Origin of the sequence: Mycolicibacterium tusciae (genome assembly GCF_002086795.1) — a bacterium.
GTDB classification, from domain to species: domain Bacteria; phylum Actinomycetota; class Actinomycetes; order Mycobacteriales; family Mycobacteriaceae; genus Mycobacterium; species Mycobacterium tusciae.
Window position 1 is genome coordinate 522,576 of record NZ_MVIM01000001.1, and the last position, 21,038, is coordinate 543,613.

Here is a 21,038-nt window from a genome sequence, read left to right on the forward strand (position 1 = left end):
CGGGTGGGCCGCCAGCGGCCCCAGTCGCGAGCCCCAGCCTCGCGCTGATGTGCGCGAGCATTGATGTCAAGTCGGGGCCCGAAAGCGTGACTGCGAAACGCAACCGTAGCCTAATTCTAATCGGCAACGATAGACACATGGGCTCCCTCTCTCCCGGCGCCGCCGAGTTGCCACACCACCACCTGTCGGTCCGCGTGCCGTGGAACGACCTCGACTGGACAGGACGGGTGTGCGCCGCCCCGGGCGCGAATCACGCGTGTTCGGTGCTGACGAAACATCAAGGAGAACAAGAACACCACGGCGGAGGAAGGCCTCGCCGGGCGGCCCTGGCAGGGGTTAGAGCAACCCGAGGTGCCTCCGTGTGCGCTTGAGCGTGGCGGCTTCATGCGTGGCCAGACGTTCAAGTACGAGCGGATTCATCCGTACAAGCAACGAAAGTCGAGCTCGCACGCCCACTTCGGCCCGACGATCCAGCGGATGCCGAAGTACAGCGTCGAGGCGATCCCATTCCGCTGGATGCGTCGGGACTCCTATGAGCGGTATTCGCGGCCGTGGGGCATTGATCTCGACAACTCGCTCGAGACCGCGGCAGATGCGTTGATGAGCTACAAGAGCGGCTGGATCCAGGATCACCGTAACCAGCTGGCGATGCTGGATTCGTTCTTCTCCGCGCTGCGGCCGCGCAAATCCTTGGTCCTGCTGTACGTCAAGGATCTGCCGCTGGTCGAAGAGCGGCAGGCCGGCGAGCGGTTCCTCGTCGGCGCGGGGTTGGTCGACAGCGTGGACCCATGTGTCGAGTGGGAGTACATCGACGACGGTCCGATTCGCTCGGTGCTGTGGGAGCGCGGCGTCTCACACTCGATTCGGCCCAACTTCACCGACGGCTTCCTCCTCCCCTACCAGCAGTTGTTAAGCGACCCCGCCTTCCAGCACCTCGACCTCGCCGAGTACGTCGCTCGGACCCCGGCAGATCACTTCGACGAGTTCTCCTACGTTTCAGAACTCGTCTCCCACGACGGTGCGATTGCCGCGCTGACCGAGCTCGCCCGGGTCGTCGACCTGATCGGCGACAAGATCGACGGGCCGTGGGATCAGGTGGCGGCCTGGATCGGCGATCGCCTCGGTGAGGCGTGGCAAGCCCGCGGACCGTATCCCGGACTCGGACCGATGCTGGCGGCCGCCGGGCTCGAGCGCGGCCCGCTGCTCGCCCGCCGCGTACTGGACACACTCGACGACGACGCCGACCCGTGGCCCGCCATCTCCATGGCGATCTCCTCCAATCTCGACGGTCTCGTCGGTCGAACGGCGCGCAAGGCGTGGGAGCAATTGCTCGTCGATGAGCCCCGCTACCAGCAGCTGCGCGTCATGTCCCGGTTCTCGTTGACCGTCGGCCAGGCGCGCGACCTATTTGAGAAGCTGGGACCGACACCGGTGCTCGACAACCCTTACGTTCTCTACGAGCAGGGCCGTGCCTGCAAAGAGCCGCCAGCCTTGTCGACGATTGATCGCGGCCTGTTCCCGCAGGATGCCAGCGCCAGGACGGCGCTGGCCCGCGATGCGATCGCCGAACCCGTCGAGGAAGCCGGCGATGACCGCCGGGTCCGCGCGGCCTCCGTCGAGGTGCTTGAGCGCGCGGCCGAGCAGGGGAACTCGGTGCTCGACGAGGCAGGTTTGCGACGGCGTCTGACTCGGCTTCAGCTCACCCCGCTCTGCGACCCGGTCAACGCGACCTTCGAAATCGCCGTCAAAGAGTTCGCGCCAGTGCTCACCGAGCGAGCCATGGCGAATGACGCCGGACGCGCCTGGCAACTGAATCGGCTGGCCGAGGCCACCGATCGGATCGCCGCCGAGGTACACACACGGGCCGAGACCCTGGCGCTGGACGCCGACTGGGACTGGGCCAGCCGGATCGAGGCGGTGTTGCCGGCAGCAGAGGAACGCACCGCCGAGACCGAGGCGCGCACCGAGAAAGCCCACGCCCTTGAGTTGATTGTCCGCCGGCGGATCTCGGCTCTGATCGGGCCGGCCGGAACCGGTAAGACCAGCATGCTGGAGGCGCTGTGCGATGACGACGACCTCAAGTCCGGCGGAATCCTGTTGCTGGCGCCGACCGGCAAAGCGGCCGTCCAGCTGAGCGCCAGGACCAAGCTGAAAGCGCTGACGCTCGCGCAGTTCTTGAGGCGACACGATCGATGGGATTTCGACTCGGGCGCGTATTACATGAACACCGAAGCGGCACGGTTCCGGGGCGCCAAGACCGTCGTGATCGACGAAGCCTCGATGCTGACCGAGGAGATGCTCGCCGCCACGATCGACGCGCTCGTCGGCGTCGAACGACTGATTCTCTGCGGCGATCCGCGCCAGCTCCCCCCGATCGGCGCCGGCCGCCCGTTCGCCGACATCGTCGCGTTCCTGCGTGACAGTGAGCAGCCCGGCGGGGGCGTCGCCGAGCTTCGGACGATCCGACGACAGACCGCCAGCGCCGACGCGGTCCTCGACGATGTCGCTATGGCGTCCTTGTTCTCGATCGACGCGGTGATGCCGGGTGCCGAGGAGGCACTCGCCCGGGCGATCGCCGGCGACGGCGACGGCCGGGTCCAGGTGTTGACCTGGGAAGACGAGCCAGACCTGCACCACAAGGTCGTCGAGGCGCTGTGCGCCGAGCCAGACCTCGGCTTGGACGCGAAGTGTCGCGGCGCGATCTGCCGGTCGTTCGGTGCGGACTGTGAAGACGACGGCCTCCCGCGTTTCCCGTGGGGTTCCGCCGGTAAGGGTGCCGAGAACTGGCAGCTGCTGAGCCCCGTGCGGGCGCGCCCGGGTGGGGTCGCAGGTCTCAACGAGCTGGTGCGCAAGACGTGGCGGGGAACGGATTCGAACCTGGCGCTCAAGTCCTACAAGTTCGCGCCGCCGATGGGCGCCGACGGAGTCATCTTCGCCGACAAGGTGATGTGCGTGCGCAACGACCACGACCGCGAGGGCACCGATCCCGATGGCTGGCAGAAGGTCCGCGACGGGGTGGCGAACGGGGAGATCGGCATGATCGTCCGCTCGGCCGGCAAGAAGGGCAAGCCCCCGAACGGTCAGACCGTGGAGTTCTCGACGCAGCCCCACCGCCAGTACACCTTCTGGCGCAACGAGCTCAACGACGGCGGCGAGGGCAGCCAGGAATGGCTTGAGCTCGCCTACGCCGTCACGGTCCATAAGGCGCAGGGGTCGCAGTTCAAGGTCACCTTCGTCGTCATCCCAGACCCGTGTCCGCTGCTCTCACCCGAGCTGCTGTATACGGCGCTGACTCGTCAGAACAACAAAGTCGTGCTGCTCAAGCAGGGCTCGACGGCCAACCTCCGCGAGTTTGCCGCGCCGGAGCGCTCGGCAACCGCCCGGCGACTGACCTGCCTGTTCAGCCCGGTTGACCCGTTCGTCCTCGGTGACGTGGTGCTCGACGGCCACCGCATTCACCGCACCGGGCGAGACGAATTGGTCCGCTCGAAGTCGGAGGTGATCGTCGCCGACGCACTCGCCGACGTGCTGGCACCGCTCGGTCTTGACTACGGCTATGAAGTCAAGCTCGAGTTCCCGGGAGAGTTTCCGCGCCGCCCGGATTTCACGATCGTGCGCCCGGGCAAGCCGACGATCTACTGGGAGCATCTCGGGATGCTCGATCTCGCCGGCTACCGCGCCGATTGGGACGCTCGCAAGAAGTGGTACGCCCACCACGAGATCCTGCCGTGGACCGATGGCGGCGGCCCGGGAGGCACATTGGTCTGGTCAGAGGAGGGCATCACCGGGAAAGGAATCAGCTCCCGCGCGATCCGGGAGCTCGCCGCGTCGGTATTCGGAGCATAGGGTCCAGGTGTCGCGAGTCGCCATCTCCACCGGCCGCCCGAGCCGTCAATCGGCGCCATCCGCCGGTCGGGGGGCGCCTGCGACCACCGAAAGCGTGTGCTGATGGACGACGAGGAGTTGGCCGGCGTCACCCAGAGTCGGGCTGCGCGGTTCGAGGTTGGCGAGAAGGTTGCGCTCCGTGTCGACGCCCAAAAGGTCGGGGTCGTGGTCCGGGTGATCCCGCACGGCTCCGGGCAACCGCGCTATCGCGTCTTTCATGGGCCAGACGAAAGGGAGTACGACGAAAAGCAGCTCGTCCCCGATCGCAGTGGGTCCGAGAGTCCGGAGGGCCTGATCGCGGCGCTTCAGCAGGGCCGCTGTGTGCCCCCGGATGAGTTTCGTGCCCGCGTCACCAGTGAGCGACTCGCCCACCCGGCCGTCGACTCGCTGTATGCGATGCGGGCCGCGCGGATCTTGCACGTTCCGTTTCAATACAAGCCTCTCTTACGCCTCCTCCGGGCTGACCAGCCCAGGCTGCTGATCGCCGACGACGTGGGGGTCGGCAAGACGATCGAGGCCGGGCTGATCCTCAAGGAACTCGAAGCCAGAGGCAACGTCGAGCGCGTCCTTGTGATGTGCCCGCGATCCCTCGTGCACAAATGGCGTTCCGAGATGCGACGCTTCGACGAAGATTTCAAGATCCTCGACGGGGCCACTCTCCAGCACTGCCTCCGAGAAGCCGACATCGACGGCTGGCCGAGCGAAGCCGCACGAGCGATACTGCCGATGGAACTGATCCAGCGACAAGAGCATCTGCAGGGTGACGAGCGCCGGCCCGGGTTGCTGACGCTCGAGCAGCCTCCCCAGTTCGATCTGCTCATCATCGACGAGGCTCACCACATGAGGAACACCGAGGCGGCGCGCTACGACGCCACTCGGTACCTGACCACGATTTCCCATGCGGTCGTGATGCTCTCTGCGACCCCGGTGCACACCGGTGCGGAGAACCTGTTCACGCTCCTGCAGCTTCTCCGCGCCGACCTCTTCCCCAACTACGACACCTTTCGGCGGATGGTCGAGCCCAACCGCCACATAACCAACGCGATGCGCCACGTTCGGACCGGAACACCCGAGGACTCGTGGCAAGACGCGGCAGCGAATGCACTCGAATCCGCGAGCAGGACTTCATGGGGAGCCGAGGCGCTCGTCCGCGCTCCACAGTTCGTGCACTGGACAGGGCGACTGCGCTCAGCCGAGCCGATGGGCGATGAGGAGCGGGTGACATGCCTTCGCGACCTTGAAGAGCTGCACTCGCTTGCGCTGGTCATGAACCGGACCCGCCGCAGGGACATCGGACCGTTCACGCAACGCGAGCCGGTAACCGTCGAGGTGCCGTTCACGGCCGAGCAGCAGTCCTTCTACGACAACCTCGTCGCTTGGCGACGACAGGTGCTCGAGTTTCAACACGGTAGCTCGGTCGCCAACCTGGTCCTCTCCCAGATCGAGCGGCAGGCAGCGAGTTGCCTCTTCGGGGTTGTCGAAAGCCTCGCCGAGGTCGTCAGCACCGGCAAGTTGGCTTCGCGAGGAGATTCCGACGGCGAAGACGATGAGGGGGAGATTCTGCTGCCGCCGGAGCTCAAAAGCGAGGCGGCCGACCTGCTCGAGCAGGCGCGCCGGCTGCCCCCGGGGGATCCGAAGCTAGATCGACTACGGCAGCTCCTGAGCGACACCTTGGGCGCCGAAGACGGGCCCGGCAAGCTGCTCGTGTTCACGTCCTTCCGCAAGACGATCGCTTATCTGGAGCGGGCGGTACGCACCGGTGAAACCCGGATCGCCGTTGTCCACGGTGGCGTCGACGACGACGAGCGGCAGGCCCTGCGTGCACGATTCCGCCTGCCGCGCGCCGATCGCGATGCGATCGACGTGCTCCTTTCAACCGAGGTCGGAGCCGAGGGACTCGACTACGAGTTTTGTGATCGAGTCGTCAATTACGACATCCCATGGAATCCGATGCGGGTCGAGCAGCGGATCGGCCGCATCGACCGTTTCGGTCAGCGCAGCCCAAAGGTCCTGATCTTCAACTTCGTCACACCCGGCACGGTCGAGGAGCGGGTCTTCATGCGCTGCTACGAGCGCCTCGGCATCTTCCGCGATACAGTCGGCGACCTCGAAGCGGTACTCGGCGAGACCACAGCTGCGCTCAACCAGCTGGCTGCCGATCCGCGTCTCACCCCGGAGCAGGCCGCCCATAGGGCGAGACAAGAGGCCGACAACGTCACCCGTCGGGCCGACGAGCAGCGTCGGCTCGAGGATGAGGCGCCGGGACTGCTCGGACTCGACGCCGCACTCGTCGACGAAGCCGAGGCGATTGACGCACGAGGGCGGTTCGTGACCGCCGAGGAGCTCCGAGAGATAGTCGAAGGGTTCCTGAGGGATCAGCTACACGGCGGCTGGCTGCGCCCTGAGCCGTTCGATTCGACGGGTCTTGTTTTCGAGCTCCAGCTCCGACTCGCCGAGCACCGAGAGGAGCTGCGGTCAATGCTCTCTCGGCTACCTCGCTCCGACCGAACCGCCATCGAGCTGCGCAAAGCGCTCGGCGGCAAGGCGCCGGTCAGCCTCACGTTCGACCAGGAGCTCGCCGTTGCGCGGCGGGAGATCCAGTTTGTCACGCCGGTGCACCCGCTCGCCCGGCTTGCCGTGAGCTTTTGGAGGACCCGCACGGATCCGCTCGTTGTGCAGCTGTCGCTGACCGACGCTGCGATTCCGACAGGCCGATACCTGTTTGCGCTCGAACGCTGGGACGAGCTGGCCGCCCGGCCGGGCGCGCGACTCGTACCGGTAGCCGTCGGATTCGACAACGCCACCCCGGCTGACCATGTCGCCGAGCGCCTCCTGGCAGCGGTCCGTTTTGCGGACGCGGTTCCGGAGTTCGCGCCTGGACCTGTGTCGGCCGAAGCCGCAGACGCGCTCGACCGCCACGCCCACGAGCTTCGGCAAGCGGCCATCGCCCAACTGCAGGAAACCAACAGTGCGCTTGTCGATCAGCGCCTGGCCTCGCTGGATCTGTTCTACCGAGGCCTGCTCGCCCAGCTCGACTCCGTGCTCAGCGGGTCGACTGATCCGAAGATCATCAGGATGAAGACCTCCGAGCGCGAGCGCCATCGCCATGAGCACCAACGTCGACACGCCGAGCTGGAGCGCGTACGCGACGCCGACATCGTCTCGACCCGAATCGCGATGGGGATAGTCGAGGTCCGCGATGCCATCTGACTATGCCGCGATCCGGGAAGAGCACCGCCTCGATTACGGAAGGAAGGTCGGCAACTTCGGCGGCGTTCTCGTCGACCTTTACTCCGACCGCACCCACTTCCTGCTGGAGCTCCTGCAAAACGCTCAAGACGCGCACGCGACTCGGGTGCGATTCGACCTGCATCCCGATCGGCTCGAGGTCAGGCACGACGGGCGCCATTTCACTGAGGCCGACGTGCGGGGTATCTGCGGGATCAAGGAATCAACCAAAGAAGACGACCCTGACCAGATCGGGCGCTTCGGAGTCGGCTTCAAATCCGTCTACGCGTACACGTCGAGACCGACCGTGCACTGCGGCGACGAGCACTTCCAAGTCCAGGACTACGTGCTCCCGCATCGAGCCGACCCGGTCGACCCGGGAGCCGGCTGGTCGACGCTACAGATCCTTCCCTTTGACCGCTCGGACGTGACGCCGCAAGACGCCGTCGACCAGATCTCCCGCCGGCTGCAGCGACTCAGCGGTCGGACGATTCTCTTTCTCAGCAATCTCACCGAGCTCCAATGGTTCGCGCCCGGCGGCCTCTCTGACCATATTCTGCGCGAGACGCGGACCGACCGAGAGGCTCGAAGGGTTTCCCTGCTGGCCGGCGCCGACTCGGAATCTGAGGAGGAGTGGCTGGTGTTCGATCGGCAGGTCCACCTTGCCGACGGGATCGATCCAGGCGCAGTAGAGGTCGCGTTCGCCCTTACCCGCGACGATCGCGGTGCCGAGCTGATCACTCCCGCGGACGACACTCAGTTGGTCGCGTTCTTCCCGACGAGACGCGAAACCCACGTCGGCTTCCTCATCCAAGGACCGTTCGTCCCGACGGCAGCGAGGGACAACGTCCGTGACGACCACCCGCTGAACCGGCGACTTGTCGCCGACGTCGCCGCGCTGACCGTTGAGGCGTTGGAGGCGATCAAGGAGATGGGTTTACTGGCGGTCGGCGTGCTTGAGACCTTGCCGCTCGAAACCGCCAAGTTCTCGCCCAAGCAACTGCTTCGCCCACTCTACGACGCGGTCCGTGATGCGCTCACCGACCGTCCGCTCCTGCCGACCGCCGACGGCCGCTACCTGGCCGCAACAGAGGTTCGGCTCGCCCGGGGCGCAGGTCTGCGCGAACTGTTCTCACCCGTGCAACTCGGCGAGTTGCTCGACGCCGACGGTGAGGTCGCCTGGTTAGTCGCCGGGATCTCTGCCGACCGGACACATATCCTGCACCGTTACCTGGTAGGGCACCGACCGCCATATTCATGGGGCTCCGATCCGGAAATACCGGCGCTTGTCCCCGGCATGGAGCTCGATCCCGGCGCGATCAGTCGCCGTATCGAACCAAGCTTCCTTGCCCGGCAATCAACCGAGTGGATCATCTCGCTGTACCGATGGCTCGCCGCACAGCCAGCTCTGCATGCAACTCTCCGCTTGAAACCAGTAATCGTAAGCAGCGACGGCGAGTACATCGCGGCTTTTGCCGACGGCAGACCTCAGGTGTGGCTGCCCCCTGACGGCGAAACCTCCTACCCGGTCGTCGACCGAGCGGTCGCCGCCGACCCCGAGGCGCTCGCCTTCCTTTGCAGCCTCGGTCTCACCGAGCCCGACGCGGCGGACGAAGTCATGGACACGATCCTGCCGCGCTATCGCGGCGACGGCGAGATGCCCAATCAGGACGAGGGCACTTCCAATCTCGATCGCATCGCCGCAGCGCTCACCGGAGCGACCGGCGCGAAGCTCGACGCACTCATAGACGAGCTCATCGACACGCCGTTCCTGCTGGCCTCCGACCCCACCGACAACGAGCGGTACTGGTGTCGTCCCACGGAATGCTATGAACCTTCCGAGCGGCTCAAGGTCTTCATGGAGGGGAACGAAGACGTGTTCTTCCTGACGGACGAATCCCTTCGTCACATCGCTCTCTGGCGACGTCTCGGAGTCAAGAGCGACATTGAAATCCGGAAACGAGACCCTGACTGGCACGGCTACGTGACGGTTACGAGGCAGCACGGCTGGCACAAACGCGGGCGACACCGTTTTGACCCGGGCCTTGAGATCGATGGACTGGAGCACGCGCTCGAGCATCCGACCCTCGAGCGCTCACTCCTCGTCTGGGAACTGATCTCATCGCTGGATGCACCAATCCGTGGTCAAGTCGAGACATGCCCACGCAAGGACTACTCGGGCTCGTGGACTCACACAGTCAACTCACCTGTGGCCGATCTGCTTGCCGAGCACCACTGGCTGCTAGATCTCGACGGCAACTGGCGCAGGCCAGAAGAGGTCACACTGGACGATCTCGACCCGTCCTACCCAAGGGACGAGGTGCTCGCGCGAGTTCTTGAGATGCGACCGACCGTCTCGCATGGGGTAGCAGATGAGGTAGCAGATCTTTTCGGGATCGACAGCGACGACCTGGACCTGCTCCGGCGGCAACCCGAGCTGCTGAAAAGGGCCGTCGCGGAGGCACGCGAGCGGGAACGCGGAGCCCGTGTCGACGAAGGCGGCGATGCGGACGGGATGCACGACGAAAACGATTCGGACAACGAGTCGATCGACGTCGCCGAGGGCATCTTCGATGCGTTCAACAGACCAGGGGAAGCCGAGGTCGAAGACTTCGACGGCGATGGAGCAGCGGCAAACCCGGAGAGAAGGCAGGAACGCTCCGCAGAGGCGCTCGCGCGCTCTAAAGAGGCTGAGCCGTCGCGCGGCGACCGCTTCAAGCTCCTTTCCCGGAAGGTCTGGGAGGCACGGGATCCCGCAGTCCGTGCTTACCTTCTGCACACCTACGGCGGGCGATGCCAGATCTGTCAAGCAACGTTCCCCCGCCGCGACGGCCAGCCGTTCTTCGAGGCGCGATACATCGTGTCGCGCGTCGAGCAACGCTGGCTCGACACACCGGGCAACAGCCTCTGCCTCTGTCCGACGTGCCTCGCCAAGACGCTTCATGGCAGCTCTAAGGCCGTTGACATCCTGCACGAGTTGCGAGAACTCGCTGGGGACGCCGTCAATCTTCCCGATGGTGGAACCGCGAGCTTCGAGCTCTGCGGGGAGCCAGTTTCAATCAGGTTCGCCCAGCGTCACCTGATCGATCTCGGGGCGCTGCTTGCCGCAGAATCAGTGGAGCCGCAATGAAACGGATCGGGCGGCCAAGAACCAAAGCCTGATGCGCTCACGGGGACGATTCCAGCTCGGTTGCGGCACAACCGATATGGGTCCGCGTGCCATGGCGTGATGCCGCGGGACGTGTCCTCCCGCAGCCAGCGGTCCGCCTCCTGCTGGGCTGCGAATGGCCAGAGCGGCTGACATGCGAAGCGCTGGGCGAGCTTGTGGCCGTACTGGTTGTGCTCGTGGTTGTGGGGGGCATATCGGTGATTCCGTTCGACGCGCGGTCGTGCTGACGATTACAGGCCAACGCGATCTTGGCTCGTGAACCTCGAATGGTTTTGGCGGCAGATTTGTCGATAGCTTCTTGGTGGCCGACGGCTTAGGGCCCTCCTCAGTCGCGCCTCGCGCAGAACCCTTCCCGGCGACGGGTGTTTCGGCTGTAGGTCGCGAAGATGTAGCGGGCGCACGCCTTTGATCCGCGCACTGGCTAGGGCGTGCGCGGAGTCGATGCATGTTAAGAAACGGTCGGCAGGCTCTTTCGAGAGCGCAAGCGCCACAACAGGGTCAACCACAGGGAGTTTCTGGCCTCGATCGAGACAGCGGTGGAGGACTGGCGTTGAGATGGTGGCTGATTGTGACTGCGGGGTTGAGTATTGAACGGAAGCGAGCCGGTCAGAAGGTGATATGCCGTAACCGCAAGGGCGTATTGATCGCTACAGCCATCAAGCGTCAGGCCCATTAGTTGTCCGGGGGCGGCATAATTGACTGTTCCTGCGGCATATTAGTTTTCGTCAGTCTGACCACCTCCGTCGTGCTGCGGGCAATGCCGAAGTCTGCCAACAACACTCGCCGGGTTTTGGTTCATCACCGCTTAGCAGGATGTTGGCAGGTTTGACGTCGCGGTGAAGCAAGCCCCTCTCATGGGCACAATCCAGGCCTGAGCGACGGCGGAAATGATCTCGACGACGGCTCACCGCGGCATGCCAGCTGGATAGCCGTCGCGCAATAGACGTCCAGCATCCGGTCCGTCGATGTAGTCCATGGAAATCCACAACTGCCCGTCGCACTCGCCTCGGTCGTGAAGGCCATCGATATGAGGGTGATATAGGGTCGCCGCCAGCGCAAGCGAAACTCGCGGTTGCGGACAGCTCTACAGGCAAGACCTTTAGAGCGTCGCGGAAGTCGCGGATGCTGAGCCAGGTAGACCTCGCCCATCCCTCTAGACCCCAGCTGACGAATGATGGTGCAACCAGCGAAGGTGTGACCGTTTGTCAACGGCATGGCCGAATCCTATGAGGCCGCGGCGAGGACCCGTGCCGTTGCTGATGAAAGCAATGGAGTTACGGGTAGATGTGTCCCACCGCTCTGGTTCGCGGGCGTTGGCGCAGGGCGTGGGTGGCGGCCCATCATGCGGTGGCGTTCGGCCCAGGCCTCGACGCCTTAGTCGATCTCTTCTAGGCGTCTCATCTCGCCCTCTCGTTATCCCCGGCGCGACAGTCATCCATCCGACTGCCGGCGGAAACAAGATTCATTCGGGTCTGTCCCCAAGGCATACCAGTCCACTGGCGCAGCACGGCTTGTTGGCGGCGCACCGCGCGGTACGCGCACCACCGGTAAGGGGGCGAACGGTCATGCAAGCTGCCTAAGGTCTCGTGACGTATAGGGCGCACGCGCGCTGCGGCTAGCTCGATGTCCGGTGGCATGCCGTCGAGACGTCGGCAGACCTCGATCACCGGCGAATTCGTCATCGAGTTCGTCGGACCAGCATAGGGTTCATCGGCGTCCGTTTCGAGCCCGCTCGCGGCACTGAACGCGCGAACGCGAATCAGCCAGCAGTGCGGCTGGATGGGCTGACGACGTCATCTGCGGCCACTTTCAACCACGGGATCGTCCTATCGGTAAACAGCGGCACATCCGCCGGCGTCGGGATGCTGTGCCCGCCAAGCCTCCAGGCCGGGATGATCACCGGCTGGCCGGCCTGCAGCCGCAGCAACAGCGGCGAACGCTCCCGCACCTGCTCCTCGAGCGGCGGCCGGTGCGACTCATCGATCAACGCGTACCGCGGATCGGGGCGCCCATCCCTTGCCCGCTCCTGATCAAGGAGGGCGCGGTACACCCCCGGCAACCGGTATCCACCACCGCCGGCGCCGGCATCAACGCGCGGCATCGCGGTCCCAGCGGACCGCGGCGGCGCGCCTGGCCATGACCGTCCGCACGGTCGGCGCAGGCGGAATGTCCGTATTAAAGCCCCGAAGCAGCCGAGCCGCGGCCTGCTCCAGCAGCCGCACCTCCGCGCTGATCTTCAGCTTCGTCTTGGTGTCCTCGGCGGCCTCATACAGCTCCAGAAATTCGGCTTTTCGGTCCAAAATCGACGAAATCTGGGCCAAGATCGCCCTTTCCTGGGCACTCCAAACCAGGCTTCGGCCCTGCCGCGCCGAAGCGGCGGCCAGTTCTTTATCCAGATCACGCAACACTTTTCGCGCCGCAGCAGATCGTGCCATCAGTCAATTCTACGAACGAGCCAGCGTTTATGCGTGCAGCCAGGTGGATGTGGTGTCCGTGCCGTGGCGGGTTGAAATGGGGGGAGGGGTTCCCCGCGGGGTGTGTTGAGCTGGTCAATGCGTTTCTTGGAAACCATCTGATGGCTCACCCATTGAAGATGATTAGCCTGGCTCGACCGCCGGCCCGACGGCAGACCGGTGTTGAACACCGACAATCTGAGGCCGGTTGAGCTCGCCGTCGGATGGTCTGTGCCGTTCTCGCGGCCATCATCGGGCGGCGGAGAAACCGAATTCCCGGATGGCCTGCCGCACTCGGCCTGTTCCTTGGAGTCATTGGCCTCGCGATAGTCGCCTTCCTGCCTTCGAATGCTCGAGCTGGGCGGGGCAGGTGGTCTGCCCCCGATGCAAACACACCAAAATGGCCCGAGCGGCCAGACCACGTTTGAGGGCTGGCAGTGCATGGGACCGGGCGCACAACAGGTAGCCCCGCCCGTTCAAACTCCGTGGTGGGCTCGACGTGGTAAAGCCCATGAGCCAAGGCCCCGCCAGCAACGACGTCGCCGCACTGCTGTTCGTCTCACCCCGGACGGTGCAGGGCCTCACCCAGGTCTACACCGAACTCGGGCTGTCCTCGCACGTGCAGCTCGCTCAGTAGGCGGCACGTCACTGAAGTGGGCGCGGACGGTATCGAACCGCCGACCGCTGGTGTGTAAAGGGAAAGGACTGAGTGCACGTCTGTTCGATGGTGTCCAATACGTGCAGTTCACAGCCCCGCGAATGTTCACCTCATTTCACCGTGTCCACCTTGTTCGCCCGTGTCTTGGCAACTTGATGGCAACGTAACGACCGGGTGCGCGACCACCTGATGTCGCTGGCGTGAACCAGCGGGCGGTCTAGGCGCGAACGTTCACCCCGTTTCGACCCGCCTGTTGTTCGGGTGGTTCCGCGGCTTGCCCCGTGCAGCGTCATCCATGCCAAGATGCTCACTCCCACGCTTATGCGACTCAGGGATCGGCAGGTGATGCTGGAATGTTGACGGTGCAGCAGGCGATTCCGCCGTCTCCACCGACGACCACGTAACGGCGCGCATTCTCCACGAATGTCGCGAGTGAACGGATGCCCCTTCCGGTGACGATTCTGGCGATCTCCGATCCATCGGTGGGATTCCAGACCTTTAGAGCGTTATCGGAACCTCCGCTGGCCAGCAATGCCTGCCCGCCTCCTAACGCCAGCGCCGTCATCGCGCTCACGCCCCGGTCGTGGGCGTGCCAGGGTTGCCCCACAGCAGTGCCAGCGACGGGGTCCAATACCCCCACAATTCCGTCGAAGCCGCCGCTGGCGGCGAGTAGCGCTCCTCCATCGCGCTGCGGCAGAACAACCAGCGCACTGACGTCATGGTCGTTGGCGTGCCACGGATTCCCCACAGCCGTGGCAGTGAGCGGATCCCACACCTGCACCATTCCGTCAAACCCACCGGTTGCAAGCAGAACGCGCCTATCAGGTAGCCGGAACTCAATCATTGCACTCACGCCCCGGTCGTGGGCGTGCCACGGATTCCCCACAGCCGTGGCAGTGAGCGGATCCCACACCTGCACCATCCCATCACTGTCGCCAGCGGCAAGCAGAACCCGCCCATCGGGCAGGCGCATCGTGACCAACGAACTCACGCCCCGGTCGTTGACCTGCCATGGATCCCCGATAACGGTGCCGCTGAATGGATTCCACAACTGCACCATCCCATCAATGCCACCGGTTGCAAGCACAACCCGGCTACGGGGCAGGCGCATCGTGACCAACGTAGTCAGGACGTCAGACTCGTGGGCCTGCCACGGTTGTCCCACAGCAGTTCCCGTAGTTGCATCCCAGAGCCGCACCGTTCCGTCGAAGGCGCCGCCGCCACTGGCGAGCAACACCTTCCCGCCAACCTGTCGCAATACGACCAATGCGCTCACGGCGTCGTCGTCGGCAGGCACACGCCTTCGAGCGGCTTCGGTTAGGGGATCCCACAGCCGCACCGTCCTGTCGAGTCCGCCGCCGCCACTGGCGAGTAGCACCCGCTGGCCAGGTCGCGCCGGGGGCAAGGCGACCAACGCGCTGACGCCTTGACCGTGTGCGTGCCATGGGTCTCCCACAGCAGTGCGGTCGACCGGATCCCACACCCGCACCATCCCGTCACTTATGCCGGCTGTGGCAAGCAGCTTCGACCCGCCAGGCTGCTGAACAACGACCATTGCGCTGACGCCATCCTCGTGTGCGTACCACGGGTCTCCCACCTCAGTGCAGAGGACCGGGTTCCACATTCGCACCGTGCCGTCCAAGCTCGCGGTGACCAGCACCGGTCTTCTGCCGGCAAGCCGCAGCACCGCGATCGCAGTCACACTGTCGTCGTGAGCCTCGATTTGTTTCCAATTAGCTCCGCGAGTGTCCGCATCCTGTATGTGTACCATTCCGTCATCGGCACCACCGGTAATTAGTAGCTGCCGCGAATCAGTTAGTCGTAACACGAGCATCGCGCTCACAACATGCTGCGCGCGCCGAGCGCGTCCAGCAGGTGCGCCGGTGAGCGGGTCCCAGAGCTGTACCGTTCCTCGTTGGTCGTGCCCAACTGTAAGAAGCCGCCTACCCCGAATTGGGTTGCGAAGCACGGTCATTGCGTTGATACCGTCTTCGTGGGCAAGCCATGGTTCCCCCACAGCAGTGCCGGCGATCGGGTCCCACACCCGCACCATCCCGGTTTCACTGCCAGTAGCGAGTAGCAGCGGCTCGTCATCCGGTCGCAGCGTAACGACCGCTGTGATGGCCTCGTCGTGAGCAAGCCATGGTTCCCCCACAGCAGTGCCGGCGATCGGGTCCCAAACCCGCACCGTCCCATCGCTGCTCCCGGCGGTAGCAAGGAGCACCCGCCCGTTGGGCAACGGTAGTCCTGCCATCAGCATCGAATCCGCCTGGCTGTACGTGCTGGCGGCGACAACATTGCCGGGCGGGAGCTGCCAGTGAGCCCAGGCCGGTGTGAACGGATCCGCGTCCACAGAGGGTGAGAGCGGCAGTCCGGCGCTGGCGGAAGCGAAGGCAAGCGACATCCGACGTGACGGTATGTCGACGTTTCCGAGGTACGGTTCGATACTCGCCCAGGCCGCGAGTCTGCCGCTGGAAGCATTGGCCGGTGGCGGCATTCCGAGCAACCCTCGAACCCTCGCCCCCGGCTCCCAGGGCAGCACGGCGGCCGGCACGTGAGTGTCATCGAGTACGCGGCCGCGGTGGGCGTGGTCGATCAGGTGTCTGGCGAGGTAGGGGTGCGGGGGGGCAAGTCCTGTGTCGTCGACCAAACCAGCGAGCGCTCTCGCGATCCGCGCGTGGATTTCACTGCTGGTCTCGGATTGCCCATGGTCGTCGTGCGCAGGAAATGACTTGTCGCGTAAGGCCTCTGCGAGGCGGACGTGGTTGGGCCGATGCACGACGCGGCCGTCCTCGACGTCTTGAGTCAGATAGCCAGCGAGTCTGCTGTGCAGTACCTCGCCGATGACCTCGTTGATATTCGCGAAGTGCCCACCGAAGATGGCTTCCGCGATGGTGGGCCAGATGTCGGCCCAGGGCACGCCGCGTCCCCTCGCGAAAGCGGTCGCCTGTAGCACCGCGAGGAGGTGTTCAGCTGGATGTTGGAGCGTGTCGGCGGTGTCGGTGAGGTCGGCGTGGAATAGCGATATTGTGCCGTCCGCCAGGGTCGCTAACCACGCTGGGTCCGACAGGTCTTGTTGTCCGGCTGCGTCGCGCAGCCGGTCGCCGGCCAGCCGGGCGTCGAGGAATGACGGCGATACATTAGAGGCAACGAGTTTCACTACTGAATCGTCTGGCGAGATGGTGTCCGCGTACGGGCCTTTGACACTCAGCAGTGCCGTTAGGTACGCGCCGATATCTGCTGTTACAGAGGGTGTTTCATCGGTTCGAACCACGCTTAGCACGGTTCCCTGCACTGCCCGCTGCAGCAGACCGAGTAGGCCTGAATCTTCGTCGCTGATTGGGGAGCCACTCTCCCCGGTGCGCAAGCCGAGCAGGAACTGCACCCGAGGTGTCCCGGCGTCATCGGTGAGCCGGGCCAGCGGGGCGAGGACGCCGGTGATGAGCCGGTCGGGATGGGTCGACTCGTCAACGCCGTCGACAGCGATCAGGGGGCGTTTCCGCCTGGCGATGAGGTGGGCCTTCAGCTGCTGGAAAGCGTCCTCGTCCGAAGTTGATCGACTGCCGCCGAGTAAATCGAGTAGTTCAACACAGAACTGTTCGGTGTCCATTTCGCGGGCGAGGACGGCCGCGTCAATGCATCCCTCCGGAGGCAGAACAGCGGGGCTGATGCCGTCGAGCACTGCGGGATTATTGCGACGGAACTGCGGGTCAGACAGGGTAACGGCGCGGGCCAGGATTGCTGATTTGCCAGACCCTGCCGCACCGGCGATGATCTGGATTCCTTCCCCGTCGCGCAAGAATTCGACGACGGACTCCATCAACTCGACCCGTCCAGAGAAGTACCAACCGGGATCCTCCTTGGAAATCCGCCCTGAGGCGCGTGAGGTCCAGTAGTCGTCAAGTTCCGCCTGGGTGATCGAGACCTGCTGGCGGGAGGCATCGACTAGGTCGATCGGCGGCACGTAGGCGGGGTTGGGCAGGCAGGGGGTGCAGGTCGGGTGCATAACTGATCGAGGCCAAATCGACATCGGTTCACCCAGTTCGGGGTGTTGGGTGAGAACTGATCCGATCTCGGTGAACAGCTCGTTGACCGTGAGGTAACTTCCCTTGATCTCGGCGGGGCCCTGGAGGCGCTCGTAGACCAGGCGCAGCAAATCCGCAAACTCGCCGACGCGGGTCTTGGTGTCAAAGTCGGCAGTGGCTAGGACCATCAAAGTCTTAAGTTCACGGCGGGCCTTGGGGAGGTCCTTACTCAGGAGTGCCCATTGGGAATCTAGGGCCCCAGCGCAGCAGGAGTCCACGATGATCAGGACGTGTTCGGCCCCGGAGCCCAGAACCACCGCAAGCAGGTCCACGGTGGAATAGCAGGTGTGCAGAGGATCCTTTTCGACGCTGTCAGGTAAGACGAGATAGTGATTTCCGCTCCCCCCCTTGACGCCGTGACCAGTGACATACAACACCAGCACATCGTCGGCATCGGCGCTGTCAAGTCGTTGTTCCGCGACGAAATCGGTTATATGTGAGCGTGTTCCGGGGTTTAGTGATTCGTGCTGGAATTCGCGGCCGTGAAGCGTTGGGGCGGTTAGCCAATCGCAAACTGTCTCGACCTGGGCGTCGATACGCGCGGCGAAGTCGTCGCGCGCGTAGTGGTAGTCCCGGACGGCGATCGTGACCAGCCGCCGCCTCCACTGGTCCTCGCCTGGCTGATTCATTCAGCCAGGCCAAGAATAATCACCTGGGCCGTTTCCTCGCGGCTCAGGTACTCTGACAGGGCGTGCGGGTCGCTACGCCGGTTAGTAACCGGGATGTCCTGGGCATGTGGCGCTAGCCCCTTACCGACCGTGACGACGTCCCACGGGTCATGGACGTTGAACCACAACAGATTTGTGCTAGGCACAACTGCACTGGCCGGTTGCTGTGGCAATGCCGACTGAATGGTGGCAAGCGGCAGCGGTGAGCCCAGCGTGACCAGTGTCCGGATATGGGGGGCGGCTCCCCGCTGTATTAGGTCGTAGACGATAACACTGCCCAGGGAATGCCCGGCCAGCACACGGGTATCGGCGTTGACCATATCGGTCACGATCTGTCGGATCTGCTCGCCCGCTTCCGGCACGAAGAGGTAAGCGTTGACTTGGCGCAGCTCACCGACCAGCAGCAGCCCGCGACCTGTACCCCAGCGCCGGTCGATTGCAGCTAACCCACGAAGCAGCGGAGGAGGAATGAGCGCAGGGGGAAATAGGGTAACGGAAGCTCCCACTAGCTCGTCCAACTCAGCCTCGGACATTCCTGCGGTGAGCTCGTCCAGCGCGCCAGCCACGAACGCGATCTCCTCGTCGTCCCAGGCGTGCTCCTCAACGCTGTCAAGGAAGCCTGACCCGTCCCGAAACAGATGTCCGTAGAACGGCACAGCCAACGACGGGAACTCATCTTCGGGACATTGCGCACGCCTCAGTCCGCGGTGAAACGCGTCCCGCCACAGTCTGGCTTGACGCTCGGGACCAGACCTCTGTTGCGCGATGCCGTGAACACCGACCACTGCCGCCACCGGAACCTCCTGCCGTACAGGCTGACCTGCAACTGTCGGGATAGTAACGACCAATCTCCACCGCGGGTTTGAATAGTCAAGCTGGCGCATCCTGACATGGGTGTCTGCACAAGCAGAGTCTCCGGGATCTCCAGGGCGCTTCATTTCGGTGCCGTCGCTGTTATCGGGAGATCGTCGTCATCTGGGCGACTCGTCGTCGGCGATCGCGGGCGCGACGCGGGCGAAGACGCGGCCGGCGTCTATGTCACCCGTGTACCGGCCACTGGTGCCCTCCGCCATCGGTCCGATTGTGAACTCTTCGTCGCCGATTTCGGTATACATGCCGCGGAAGAACAATGCTTCCTTTCCGACGGGGATCTCGTCGTTGCCTAGAGTGATCTTCAACGCCTTGATCGCGACGAATTCATAGACGGTGTCTAGTTGTGGCTCGATTTGCGTCTGCTGCCTGACGACTGTGAAGTTGCCGGTCATTGCGCCGGTGCGCGTCTCCCCGGCGAGAAGTTTTGCCGCCTCCAGGATCGCGACCGATTGATTCCCGGTCATCTCGGCAGGCATCCGGAGAAGCACTGCGACATGGTCCTGAATACGAGCAAGCGCGTCGGCTACCGCAGCCCATCGGCCCGCCTCACGATCACGGTCGCTGCTCGGCGCCAGCCCGCCGCTGCTGAACTCCTCTGGACCGTAGGTCGAGCCTATTCCGATCCGGTTTGGCGCATGCATGGCCGCCAGGAATTTCAGGCTGTCGACAATGTCTGCTGGCCGGCGGCCGTCGAGGTTGTACTCCACGTTGAAGTTCCAGGAGAGTTGTCGCCGGTCGGCGTCCCTTGCCAGCATCTCTATTGTGAAGAGTTCCGCGTTGTCGACCCAGATGCTGCGCGCGCCGCCTTGACCGCGGCTGAATTCGGTTTGCTTGATGGTCGTTTTGGCGATCACAGTGTCGGAGTCGGGCGCGAGCATCGCTATTGCCAGTTCGGTTTCCTCGTCGTTGACGGACTGCTCGACCACATTGACGACTTGGAGGCTGCTGCCGCTGAGGTCCCCACCCAGTCCCGCCGGGAGATCGAGGAATCCGCTGACAGTGCCCGCCGGCATCGACAGGGGCCCGCCGTAGTCGATGAACTTCTGCACCTGCGTTCGCAGTTCGTCGTCGAATGCGGGAACCGCAAGCTGCAGCCGCCAGGTGATCGGACGCTCCTCAAGTGCCGCCAACGATAGCGCGTAGATTTTGATGGTGACCCAAACCGAGTCCTGACACATTGCCCACGCGGCGACCAAACCCTCATCATCCGGAGACGGCTCATCAGGCGGCGGCTTGTCAGAAACATCAAAGTTATACTTGTAGAAGGGATCGCACGCATTTAGAGCCTTGTGGATTGCGCCTAGATCGCTCACTACGTCGGCAGGCATAAGCGGTTCGTTTTCTTGCCGATCCAGCCGACCTGACAGGATCTTGGTGAGATTGTCCATCTGCGCCTGTAGGCGTCCCTTGCCATCGCGGAGGTAGTAGTCGATGACCTTCGGATAGTTCGCGGCGAGGGTGTCGCACAGTAGTAAACCGTGTGTCTCGTAAGGGAAATCAACGCATGCATCCGCAATGTAAGTGTTTAGCCAGCCGAGATTTTGGGTGGTGAGGTCCAGTGGCATGACGAGGTGCCACTTCATGATCCGCCAATCCTCCTTGTTGCTGGCTGTGACGACCTTCGCGAATGATCTCTTAATCGCACGCTTTTCGGTACCGGTCAGGTTGCGGCAGTACCGCTTGACCTGCCAGACCTCACGCTCCCTACCCCAGCCGGACGGACCCGGAATGAAAATATCGATCCCGGCATCGCCCTGACTCGGACGTATCCGGACAGCGTTTGGGTGCTGACTGCACAACAACATTCCGACGACAACCTCAACGGCTTCGCCGGATTGCCGGGTCCATTCCACTCGAGCCACGATCCCCCGGGCCTTTCTGATCAAGCATCCCCGCTCGGCCATGCTACGAGGCGCCGCGGCCGGAGCAGGGCTAACCACGCCGGGTGAATCTCCGGCTGCAATCGGTCGTTCGGGTTCCACCTGCACCGTCAGAACTTTGCGACCCCATGTCAGGCCG

At 64.1% G+C, this 21,038-nt stretch carries 9 protein-coding genes and 1 pseudogene; 4 read left to right on the forward strand and 6 right to left on the reverse strand.

Going from position 1 to position 21,038, the window contains the following annotated elements; genetic code table 11:
• Nucleotides 1-384: 384 nt before the first annotated feature.
• The 3 genes from BST47_RS02560 (at nt 385) to BST47_RS02570 (ending at nt 10,243) form a co-directional block, all read left to right on the forward strand.
• The gene (locus tag BST47_RS02560) at nt 385-3,846 is read left to right on the forward strand and encodes an AAA family ATPase (protein ID WP_083123602.1); all 3,462 of its coding nucleotides are present in this window, start codon (nt 385-387) and stop codon (nt 3,844-3,846) included.
• Between the two features lie 102 nt (nt 3,847-3,948).
• The gene (locus BST47_RS02565; RefSeq protein WP_133056189.1) at nt 3,949-7,095 is read left to right on the forward strand and encodes a helicase-related protein; all 3,147 of its coding nucleotides are present in this window, start codon (nt 3,949-3,951) and stop codon (nt 7,093-7,095) included.
• Entirely contained in the window at nt 7,085-10,243 is a 3,159-nt protein-coding gene (locus tag BST47_RS02570) for a sacsin N-terminal ATP-binding-like domain-containing protein (RefSeq protein WP_083123604.1), read from the forward strand. Before BST47_RS02565 ends, BST47_RS02570 begins: the two co-directional genes overlap by 11 nt.
• A 1,485-nt stretch (nt 10,244-11,728) precedes the next feature.
• On the opposite strand, the pseudogene BST47_RS31565 reads toward BST47_RS02570, so the two are convergent.
• The 3 genes and pseudogenes from BST47_RS31565 to BST47_RS02580 all read right to left on the reverse strand — a co-directional run.
• A pseudogene (locus BST47_RS31565) lies at nt 11,729-11,943 on the reverse strand (hypothetical protein); the annotation flags it as partial.
• Between the two features lie 98 nt (nt 11,944-12,041).
• A complete protein-coding gene (locus BST47_RS02575) occupies nt 12,042-12,383 on the reverse strand; it encodes a hypothetical protein (protein WP_133056190.1) in 342 nt (113 codons plus the stop codon).
• Nucleotides 12,370-12,717: a hypothetical protein gene (locus tag BST47_RS02580; RefSeq protein ID WP_133056191.1), complete on the reverse strand. Its 348-nt coding sequence runs from the start codon at nt 12,715-12,717 to the stop codon at nt 12,370-12,372. Before BST47_RS02580 ends, BST47_RS02575 begins: the two co-directional genes overlap by 14 nt.
• A 529-nt stretch (nt 12,718-13,246) precedes the next feature.
• Between BST47_RS02580 and BST47_RS31420 the strand changes: the two genes are divergently transcribed.
• Nucleotides 13,247-13,372 carry a helix-turn-helix domain-containing protein gene (locus BST47_RS31420; RefSeq protein WP_272937625.1) on the forward strand — a complete coding sequence of 42 codons (126 nt, stop codon included), beginning with the start codon at nt 13,247-13,249 and terminating at the stop codon, nt 13,370-13,372.
• A gap of 349 nt (nt 13,373-13,721) precedes the next feature.
• On the opposite strand, the gene BST47_RS02585 is transcribed toward BST47_RS31420, so the two are convergent.
• The 3 genes from BST47_RS02585 to BST47_RS02595 form a co-directional block, all read right to left on the reverse strand.
• Entirely contained in the window at nt 13,722-18,107 is a 4,386-nt protein-coding gene (locus BST47_RS02585; RefSeq protein ID WP_083123607.1) for an AAA family ATPase, read from the reverse strand.
• Entirely contained in the window at nt 18,104-18,940 is an 837-nt protein-coding gene (locus BST47_RS02590) for an alpha/beta hydrolase family protein (protein ID WP_133056192.1), read from the reverse strand. The genes BST47_RS02585 and BST47_RS02590 overlap by 4 nt, the downstream gene beginning before the upstream one ends.
• 177 nt (nt 18,941-19,117) lie before the next feature.
• Complete coding sequence (locus BST47_RS02595) at nt 19,118-20,872, reverse strand: hypothetical protein (protein ID WP_083123609.1); 1,755 nt, start codon at nt 20,870-20,872, stop codon at nt 19,118-19,120.
• Between the last annotated feature and the right edge of the window lie 166 nt (nt 20,873-21,038).